The organism is Kitasatospora sp. NPDC059812 (assembly GCF_042732075.1).
Lineage (GTDB): Bacteria > Actinomycetota > Actinomycetes > Streptomycetales > Streptomycetaceae > Kitasatospora.
Window position 1 is genome coordinate 19,721 of sequence record NZ_JBHWIO010000108.1, and the last position, 9,523, is coordinate 29,243.

Here is a 9,523-nt window from a genome sequence, read left to right on the forward strand (position 1 = left end):
TATATTCACTCCTCACTTCCTCCGTGTGTCTCTGCGTCCTGAGCTGTCCGCGGCCCAGCCCGGGCGGCGCGGCCCCGCCCCCCCGCGGGCGGCGCGCGGGGGGGGGGGGGGGGGCGCCGCTCCGCCGCCGGAGCCGCCGCTGGACGACTGCGTCGCGCTGTCGCAGGACGCCGCGCCCAGGCCGAGGGAAATCGCTGCGGTCACCGCGAGGACGCGGCGCAGCCCGATGCTCATGAGGATGCCTTTCCGATTGGTTGGGTCCACCCCTCTTTCGTTCGAGTCTGGGAACCTTCGGCCGCGACCACGATCCCGGTGCGCCGAATGGGTCTCAGACCTCCGTCGGCGGGTGTCCGTCAAAAGGCGTCCGCGAGGCGGAGGCTGGCGGGACGGCAGGCCCCGGGGCGGGGGCCAGTGGGTCGGGGGCCGGCGGGACGGCGGCCAGCGGGAGGGTCGCCGTGAGCCGGGCCCCGGACGGCGTCGGGGTGACGGCCAGGGTGCCGCCGTGGTGGCGGGCGATGTCGCGGGCGATCGGCAGGCCCAGGCCGCTGCCGCCCTCGTCGCGGCTGCGGGCGTCGTCGAGGCGGGTGAAGCGTTCGAAGACGCGCTCACGGTCGGCGGGCGGGATGCCCGGGCCGTCGTCCTCGACGTCCAGGACGGCCACGCCCCGGGCGCGGTCGGCGGCGAGCCGGACGTGGACGGCGCCCGCCGCGTGCCGGTCGGCGTTGTCGAGCAGGTTGGTGAGCAGCCGGCCGAGCCAGAGAGGAATGCCTTCGACGGCCACCGCGGGGGCCAGGTCGGTGGTGCGCCGGTGCGGGCCGGCCGGGCGGCCGAGCACGGTGGCGGCGACCAGCCCGGTGAGGTCGATCCGCTGCCGGGGCCGGTCCTCGGCGCCGCCCGCGTCGAGCCGGGCGAGCAGCAGCAGGTCGGTGGCGAGGCTCTGCAGCCGGTCGGTGTCCTGGAGCGCGCCGTGCACCAGTTCGGCCCGGACGGCCGGGTCGGGGTGGGTGTCGGCGACCTCCAACTGGGTGCGCAGCACCGCGAGCGGGCTGCGCAGTTCGTGCGAGGCGTCGGCGATGAACTGCCGCTGGCGCCGTCCGGAGGCCTCCAGCCGGTCGAGCATCGCGTTCATGGTGGCGGCCAGGCGGGCGATCTCGTCGGCGGTTCCGGGCTCGGGGACACGCCGGTGCAGGTCCCGCCCGGTGATCGCGTCGACCTCGGCGCGGATGGCCTCCACCGGCCGCAGCGCGTGCCCGGTCACCCGCCAGGTGACGACCACGCCGATGAGCAGCAGCAGCGGGCAGGCGACGGCGAGCGCGGCCTGGGTGGTGTCGAGTGCCTCGTCGGCGGCGCGCAACGAGGCGCCCGCGTAGACGGTGACCGGCCCGCCCGGGGTGTCGGCGGTGACGGCGGTGAGCCGCTGGCGGTGGTGGTCGTACAGCGGGTCGACGTCGTCGGTGGTGCGCGAGCCGGTGCGGTGGGCGGCGGTGAGGGCGGTCCGGCCGGCCAGGTTGGGGCTGGCGGCGAGGACGGTGCCATGGGCGTCGACGGCCTGGAGGAAGTCGGTGCCGTGGCCGGCGTGCAGGACGGGCGTCAGCCGCCCCTGGACGGCGAGTTGGGCGACGGACTCGGCCTGCTGCCGGGTGGCGGAGGCGGCGGAGGCGACCAGGTCGGCGTGCAGGGCGGTCAGCAGTCCGGCGCCGGCCAGGGCCAGGGCCGCGGCGAGCACCGTACCGGCGGCGGCGGTGGCCCGGGCGCGCACGGACCGGGGGACGAAGCGGCGCAGCGGGCGCGGGAGCCCGGGGCGGCGCGGCGGGCGCGGCGGGGTGGGGAGGCCGCGTATCGGGGTGAGGAGGCGGCGCAGCACTGCGAGGAGCCGGCGCGGGCACGGGCGCGGGCGCGGGCGCATCTCAGCCGCCGTCGGGGGCGAGCCGGTAGCCGGCGCCGCGCATGGTCTGGAGGGCGGCGCGGCCGAACGGGGCGTCGATCTTGCGCCGCAGGGCGTGGATGTGGACCTCGACGATGCTCGGGTCGGCGTCGTGGTCGGCGTCCCAGACGTGGTCGAGGATCTCCCGCTTGGAGACCACCGTCCCGGCGCGTGCGGCCAGGTACTCCAGGATCGCGAACTCACGGGCGGTCAGCTGGGTGGGGTGGCCGGCCCGGACGCAGGTGCGGGCGTTGGCGTCGAGGACCAGGTCGCCGAGGGTGTGCAGGCGCGGGCGCCGCTGGTCGACCCGGCGGTGCAGGGCGCGCAGCCGGGCGAGCAGCACGACGAAGGAGAACGGCTTGGACAGGTAGTCGTCGGCGCCGGTGTCCAGGGCCTCCGCCTCGTCCCATTCGCCGTCCTTGGCGGTGAGCATCAGGATCCCGGCCCGGCAGCCGCTCGCGCGCAGCCGGGCGCAGACCCGGTAGCCGTTGAGGCCGGGCAGCATGATGTCGAGGACGATCACGTCGTAGGGGTGGCGGTCGGCGAGGGCGAGGCCTTCGGGCCCGTTGTGGGCGGTGTCGACGGTGTGGCCGTCGGCCTCCAGGCCGCGGCGCAGCGCGGTGGCCATCCGGCGTTCGTCCTCGACGACGAGTATGTGCATCCGTTCAGGGTGCCAGGTGGTTCCGCGCGGTCCGTCGGCGGCTTAAGCGGGGGTTCAGGAACGGTCCGCCATGATCGCCGGGCGCGCCCGGGGGGATCCGGGCGCGCTGAGCAGCCGAGGCAAGGAGAACGCCCGATGAGCGACGCCACGTCGTCCACCACCCCGCTCCCGGAGGACCCGGAAGGCCCGGCGGACCCGGCGGACCCGGAGCAGGCTTCGCAGGCGCAGCCGACCCGGCAGGCGCAGGCGCAGTCGAAGCGGCCCCGGGCGGCGCGGCTGCGCGGTTGGGCGGGCGGACGGGAGCGCCGGATCGCCGCCGGGGTGGCCGCCGTCGCGCTGATCGGCGCGGGCGGGCTGGTGGCGCTGGCGGTCGCGCACGAGGAGCACGGGCGCGGGGACCACCGCGGGCTGAGCCGGGCCGAGGGCGGCTCGTCCGACGAGCACGGTGGCCGCAACGGCGGCCGCACCGCGCACGACGGGAGCGCCGGGAGCGTCGGGAGCGACCGGGGCGAGGGGCACGCCAAGCGCGGCCGGACCGCCCCCGCCCCGCTCCCCTCCCTCGCCGCCTCGACCGCGCTGGAGAAGGCGCAGGGCGCCGTCCCCGGCGGGCGGGCCGAGTCGCTGCGGCGCGTCGCCCAGCAGGGCGGCTCCGCCGCCTGGGCCGTGGTGGTCGTGGGCCCGGACGGCGTGCGTCACCTGGTGACCGTGGACGGCGCCAGCGGTGAGCTGACCGGGAACACGGTCGTCGACGGGTCCGGGCGCTGACGTGGCCCGGCACGCGACGACGGCCCGGGCCGCGACGATGACACGGGTCGCGGCCCGCCCAGACGCCCTGGCCGGGGGCACCCCTGCCGAGGGAGCCCCGGCGGGGGCCAGCAAGGTCCCGGCGGTGGACGGCTGGTTCTGGCTGGTGAAGGTGCTGACCACCGGCATGGGCGAGACCCTGTCGGACTTCCTGGCGCACACCGTCGGCCCGGTGCCGGCGGTTGCGGCGGCCGGGCTGTTGCTCGCCGTGGCGCTGCTGGTCCAGCTGCGGCTGCGCCGCTGCGTGCCCGGGGTGTACTGGGCGGTGGTGGTGCTGGTCAGCGTGTTCGGCACGATGGTCGCCGATGTCGCGCACGTCGCGCTGGGCGTGCCGTACGCGGTGTCGGCGGGCGGGCTGGCGGTGGCGCTGGCCGCGCTGTTCGTGCTCTGGCACCGGGTGGAGGGCTCGCTGGCGATCGACCGGGTGACCGGGCTGCGCCGGGAGCTGTTCTACTGGGCCGCGGTGCTGCTGACCTTCGCCCTGGGCACGGCGCTGGGCGATCTGACGGCGGCCACGCTGCGCGCCGGGTACCTGCTGGCCGGTCTGGGCTTCGCCGTGCTGATCGCCGTCCCGGCGGTGGCGGCGCGGGCCCGCTGGGTGGGCCCGGTGGCCGGGTTCTGGTGGGCGTACGTGCTGACCCGGCCGCTGGGCGCCTCGTTCGCGGACTGGCTGGGCGTGGGCGCCGACCGGGGCGGCCTCGGGCTGGGCACCGGCCCGGTGAGCCTGGCACTGGCGGTGCTGATGGTGGCCGCCCTCGGCCTGGCGGCCCGGGCGCGCCGGCGGCGGAGGGCGGCTGGACGCTCCGCCGCCTGACCGTCTACATTGTTGTAGACGCTGGAGGCGTAGGGCATCACCCCCCGGACAGCCCTACGCCTCCGGCCTCGCAGGCCCCACGCCCCTGGGCCCCCACGCTCACCCAGGCCCCAGGACTGTGGGCCCCTCCGGCCTCACCCCCGCTCGTCGACCACCCGCCGGATCTTCCCGACCGAGCGTTCCAGCGCGTACGGCTCCACCACCTCGACCGCGACCGTGACGCCCACCCCGTCCTTCACCGCCCGGACGATCGCCTCCCGCGCCGCCGCCCGCTGCTCGGCCGGGGCGTCCGGCCTCGCCTCAACCCGGACGGTCATGTGGTCCAGCCGCCCCTGCCGGGTGAGCCGCAGCTGGAAGTGCGGCGCGACGCCCGGGGTCCGCAGCAGCACCTCCTCGATCTGGGTCGGGAAGACGTTCACCCCGCGCAGGATGATCATGTCGTCGCTGCGCCCGGTGACCTTCTCCATCCGCCGGAAGGCCGGCCGCGCGGTGCCGGGCAGCAGCCGGCTGAGGTCGCGGGTGCGGTAGCGGATGACCGGCAGCGCCTCCTTGGTGAGCGAGGTGAAGACCAGTTCGCCGCCCTCGCCGTCGGGCAGCACCTGGTCGGTGAACGGGTCCACGATCTCCGGGTAGAAGTGGTCCTCCCAGATGTGCAGCCCGTCCTTGGTCTCCACGCACTCCTGCGCCACGCCGGGGCCGACCACCTCGGAGAGGCCGTAGATGTCGACGGCGTGCAGGTCGAGCCGGTCCTCGATCTCGCGCCGCATCTCCTCCGTCCACGGCTCGGCGCCGAAGATGCCGATGCGCAGCGAGGTGGTGCGCGGGTCGACGCCCTGCTTCTCGAACTCGTCGAGCAGGGTGAGCAGGTAGGAGGGGGTGACCATGATGATCTCGGGACGGAAGTCCTGGATGAGCTGCACCTGCCGGGCCGTCATGCCGCCGGAGGCCGGGATGACGGTGCAGCCGGCCCGCTCGGCGCCGTAGTGCGCGCCCAGCCCGCCGGTGAACAGCCCGTAGCCGTACGCGATGTGCACCTTGTGCCCGGGCCTGCCGCCGGCCGCGCGGATCGACCGGGCGACCACGTCGGCCCACATCGACAGGTCGTGCTCGGTGTAGCCGACGACGGCCGGGCGCCCGGTGGTGCCGCTGGAGGCGTGGATCCGGCGGACCTGCTCCATCGGGACGGCGAACATGCCGAACGGGTAGCCCTCGCGCAAGTCGGCCTTGGTGGTGAAGGGGAAGCGGGCGAGGTCGGCCAGGGTGCGGCAGTCCTCGGGGCCGACGCCGGCCGCGTCGAACTTGCGGCGGTACAGCTCGACGTTGTCGTACGCGTGGCGCAGGGTGGCCCGGAGGCGGGTGAGCTGATGGACACGCAGCTCGTCGACGCCCATCCGCTCGCCGGCGTCCAGCAGCGCGGGCGGGATCGGCTCGCCCAGGCGCCGGGCGGGCTTTTCGCCACACTGTCCGGGCTCTTCGCCGTACGGGCTCGGGGCGGGTGCGCTGCCGGTCATCGTCGCTCCTCCGCAGGTCGGCCGGGACGGGTGCACCGACCGATCGTTCGGTCAGGACGACTCCCACGCCAAGTAACCCAGCGCCCGTACCGGCTGTCAAGGGGTCGCACACCGGATCCGGAATGCGAAGTTCCGACCACTTCGGGTGGAGATCGGGCACCCACCTTGGCTGGCCGATATGAAAATCATTACAGAAGTTTGACCCGTGCACGGCATCACCCGGCCCGACCGCGTGGTTCAGTAGTGCGGTTTCTCCCCCGCACCCCGGAGTGATCACCGTGCCCACGACTCCCGCCCTGGTCAGCGCGCTGCGCGAACTCGGCGACCGACCCGCCGTCGTCGCCGACGGGCGCGCGATCAGCGGCATCGGCCTGCTGCTCGGCGTCTCCCCGCCGGGCGGCCTGCCCCGGACCCTCGCCCAGCGCGTCGCCGCCCACGCCGCGCTGCCGCCCTCCGCCGCCCGCACCGCCGAACAGCGGCTGCGGCACTGGGCGGGCGTCCTCGGCCCGCCGCCCATCCGGCACACCGTGCTCCACCCCGCCACCGACCTCGCCGTCGAACTCGCCCTCGCCACCCTGCTCGCCGGCGGCACCGTCCACTGCGGCGACCCCCGGCAGGACCCCGAGCAACAGCTCGTCGACCTCGCCGCCAGCGCCACCACCCACCTCAGCCTCCCCTCCACCCTGCTGTGGCGCCTCAGCCGCCGCCCCGACCTCGCCGACCACGACCTCGGCGCCCTGCGGCTCGTCCTGCACGTCGGCCCCGAACCCCGGCAGGACGACGTGTACGCCGCCGTCGACGCGCTCGGCGCCGTCCTCGCCCACGTCCGCGCCCCGCACAGCCACGCCGAAGCCGCCGACCGGCGACTGCGCACCGCCGCCGACGCCGCCGACGCCATCGCCTGGAAACACGCCATAGGCGTCACCACCGAACAGGTCCAGGCCTTCGGCACCCACCTCGACCACGCCGTCCTGTCCGCACTGCTGCTGACCCTCCAGCAGAGCGGCGTCCTCACCGACCCCGGGCGCGGACACACCGAGGCCGAGATCCTCGCCGCCGCCCTCGTCACCCCCGCCCAGCGGCCCCGGGTCGGCCGCTGGCTCGACGCACTCACCCGACACGGCCTGATCACCCGGCACGACGACGTCCACTACGGCCGACCCGAACTCACCGCGGCCGAGGTCCGGGAGGCCTGGCGGCCCGCCGTCGAGACCTGGAACGACGGGCTCGGCCCGGTCGCCGCCCTGGACCGGATCCGGCGCGGCGCACTACGGCTGCCCCGGCTGATCACCGGCGAGGAGGCACCCCGCCCGGCCGCCGCCCCGATCCGCTGGACGGCCGCCCGCGGCTACCTCGGCGCCGCCCTCGGCGCGCTGGTCCGCGGCCTCGCCGAGACCCACGACGGGCCACAGCCGCTGCGCATCCTCGAACTCGGCCAGGACGACGCCGACTCCACCGTCACCCGGGCCCTCGCCACCCGGCCCCGCCCCGGCGCCGACCACCACCAGCTGCCCGACGGCGGCCGCTACGACCTCGTCGTCGCCACCGTGACCGGCCACCCGGACACCGCCGTCCCGGAGCTGGTCGACCTGCTCGCGCCCGGCGGGCAGCTGCTGCTGCTCGCGCCCACCGGCGAACAGCTCGACCTGCTGATCACGGGGGACGCCGAGGCCGGCGCCGGCTCCCCGGCCTCCCCGGGATCCCCTGCCTCCCCTGCCGCCGCGGTCTCCGCCGCCCCCGCCGCCCCTGCCTTCCCGGCGCTCCCCGCCGAGCGCTGGCAGGCCGCCCTCACCGCCGCCGGCTGCCCGACCGTCCTCGCGCTGCCCGAGGACGGGCACCCGATGGGACTGCTCGGGCAGCGGCTGTTCGCGGCGCGGATGCCCTGAGCCGCCGCTACCATCGGGCCGTGCCCGACTCCCCCGTGCAGTTCCTGCGGCGCTTGCCGCCCTTGCGCCCCTTCCAGCCCCAGCGGCGGCCGCGGTCGCTCCGGTCCAAGGCCTCCCTGGCCTCCCTGTCATCCCTGGCCTCCGTCTGTTCCATCGCCTCCCGCTCCTCGATCGCCTCCGTCTGCTCGATCGCCTCCGTCGGGTCCGTCGGCTCGGTGCTGTCGATCGGCTCGGCCGGCTCCGTCCTCTCGATCGGGTCGGCCGGCAGCGTCCTCTCGGTCGGGTCCGCCGGCAGCGTCCTGTCCCTCGGGTCGGCCGGCTCCGTGCTCAGCGCCCTGTCGGCCGGCTCCCGGCTGAGCCTCGGCTCGCTGCTCTCCGCCCGTTCCCGCTGGTCGGTACGGTCCCGGCGGCCCGGCGGCGGGCGGCCCGTGGCCGGGCCGTGAAGCCCGGGTCGTGCACCACCACCCGATGCGTACCATTTCGATACCGAAGCCTGGATGAGCTGCAAGGATTCTCGCCCACCGGGCCCACCCCCGGGTAGGCTCCGCTTGTCCTCCGGCCCTGGCGCAGGCGGCCCCGCGCCGCCGTGCCGCGTTCCGAGGGTGGCACACCCCCGCGGGCCATTCGGTGGGCACCGCGCACTCGACACCGCGCGCCAGGGCAGTCGCGCGAACGGCGAAGGGCATCGCATTGGCGGATCGGCTCACCGGAGGAGACTCCTCGCTGCTGCGGCGGATCAACGCGGCGGTCACGCTTCGGGCGCTGCGGACCGGCCACTCCGTGACCCTCACTCAGCTCGTCGGCGAGACCGGGCTCTCCCGCCCGACCGTCGAGGGCGTCATCGAGGGTCTGGTCGAAACCGGGCTGGTCGCCGAGGTCGACCAGCCCAAGGAGGACGGCCAGCCCGGCACCGGCCGGCGCGGCCGACCGGCCCGCTGGTTCCGCTTCCGCGCCGAGGCCGGGCACATCCTCGGCATCGAGGTCGGCGTGCACGACATCCGCGTCATCCTCGCCGACCTCACCGGCGAGGTGGTGGGCAGTCACTTCAAGCCGGTCGACGAGACCCTGGACGCCGAGGACCGGCTCGCCGCCGTCCGCACCGCCGTCGCCGAGGTCCTGCGCAAGGCCGGCATCTCCCGCGACAACCTCTGGGCCGTCGGCATCGGCACCCCCGGCATCGTCGACCGCGACGGCACCATCCAACTCGGCACCGCCATGCCCGGCTGGACCGGTCTCGACCTCGGCGCCCGGCTGCGGCGCTCCTTCCGCTGCCCCGTCCTGATCGAGAACGACGCCAACCTCGCCGCCATCGCCGAACACTGGCAGGGCGCGGCGGTCGGCGCCGGCGACGTCGTCTTCGTCATGGCCGGCCTCAGCCCCGGCGCCGGCTCCCTCATCAACGGCAGGCTGCACCGCGGCCACGGCGGGGCGGCCGGCGAGATCGGCGCCCTCCACCTGCTCGGCCAGGAGGTCACCCCCGAGCGCCTCCTCTCCACCACCGGCAAGCCGCTCAACCCGCTCGACGAGGCCGCCGTCGCCCGCGTCCTGCGGCTCGCACGGGAGGGCGACGAGGTGGCGAAGGTCGCCATGGACCGCTTCCTCACCCGCCTGGTCCAGGGCGTCGCCGCGCTCGTCCTGGCCATCGACCCGCAGCTCGTCGTGATCGGCGGCTGGGCGGCCGGCCTCGACGGCGTCCTGGAACCGCTGCGCGAGCGCCTCGCCCAGTTCACCCTCCGCGCCCCCGAGGTGGCGCTCGCCGCGCTCGGCTCCGAGGTCGTGGCGATGGGCGCGCTGCGCGTCGCCCTCGACCACGTCGAGGACCAGCTGTTCGCCGTCGACCCGCCGACCACCGGCAACGGCCGCGCCTGACGGGCCCGGACCTCAGCCCGGGACCGGTCTGCAGGCCGGCGAGCTGGGTGTTGG

Annotated in this window: 8 protein-coding genes; 5 read left to right on the forward strand and 3 right to left on the reverse strand. The window is 75.9% G+C overall.

From position 1 onward, the window contains the following. Positions 1 to 328: 328 nt before the first annotated feature. Complete coding sequence (locus tag ACFV6D_RS34570; protein WP_380562741.1) at positions 329 to 1,864, reverse strand: ATP-binding protein; 1,536 nt, start codon at positions 1,862 to 1,864, stop codon at positions 329 to 331. A gap of 43 nt (positions 1,865 to 1,907) precedes the next feature. Further along, positions 1,908 to 2,585 (reverse strand): response regulator transcription factor, encoded by a 678-nt coding sequence (locus ACFV6D_RS34575; protein WP_063346253.1) that lies wholly within the window; start codon positions 2,583 to 2,585, stop codon positions 1,908 to 1,910. A gap of 135 nt (positions 2,586 to 2,720) precedes the next feature. Here ACFV6D_RS34575 and ACFV6D_RS34580 point away from each other — a divergent pair, with 135 nt between their 5' ends. Beyond that, positions 2,721 to 3,350 (forward strand): hypothetical protein, encoded by a 630-nt coding sequence (locus tag ACFV6D_RS34580; RefSeq protein ID WP_380562743.1) that lies wholly within the window; start codon positions 2,721 to 2,723, stop codon positions 3,348 to 3,350. Between the two features lie 124 nt (positions 3,351 to 3,474). After that, the gene (locus ACFV6D_RS34585) at positions 3,475 to 4,203 is read left to right on the forward strand and encodes a hypothetical protein (protein WP_380562745.1); all 729 of its coding nucleotides are present in this window, start codon (positions 3,475 to 3,477) and stop codon (positions 4,201 to 4,203) included. A 134-nt stretch (positions 4,204 to 4,337) separates the two neighbouring features. Here the strand turns inward: ACFV6D_RS34585 and paaK are convergent, their stop codons facing one another. After that, the gene (gene paaK, locus ACFV6D_RS34590) at positions 4,338 to 5,714 is read right to left on the reverse strand and encodes a phenylacetate--CoA ligase PaaK (RefSeq protein WP_380562747.1); all 1,377 of its coding nucleotides are present in this window, start codon (positions 5,712 to 5,714) and stop codon (positions 4,338 to 4,340) included. A 278-nt stretch (positions 5,715 to 5,992) separates the two neighbouring features. Here paaK and ACFV6D_RS34595 point away from each other — a divergent pair, with 278 nt between their 5' ends. From ACFV6D_RS34595 to ACFV6D_RS34605, 3 genes are all read left to right on the forward strand, one after another. Further along, positions 5,993 to 7,600: a hypothetical protein gene (locus ACFV6D_RS34595; protein WP_380562749.1), complete on the forward strand. Its 1,608-nt coding sequence runs from the start codon at positions 5,993 to 5,995 to the stop codon at positions 7,598 to 7,600. A 20-nt stretch (positions 7,601 to 7,620) separates the two neighbouring features. Then, complete coding sequence (locus tag ACFV6D_RS34600) at positions 7,621 to 8,043, forward strand: hypothetical protein (RefSeq protein ID WP_380434841.1); 423 nt, start codon at positions 7,621 to 7,623, stop codon at positions 8,041 to 8,043. Positions 8,044 to 8,290: 247 nt separating this feature from the next. Beyond that, positions 8,291 to 9,469, forward strand: a complete 1,179-nt coding sequence (locus ACFV6D_RS34605) for an ROK family protein (RefSeq protein WP_063346257.1) — start codon at positions 8,291 to 8,293, stop codon at positions 9,467 to 9,469. The last annotated feature ends 54 nt before the right edge of the window (positions 9,470 to 9,523 follow it).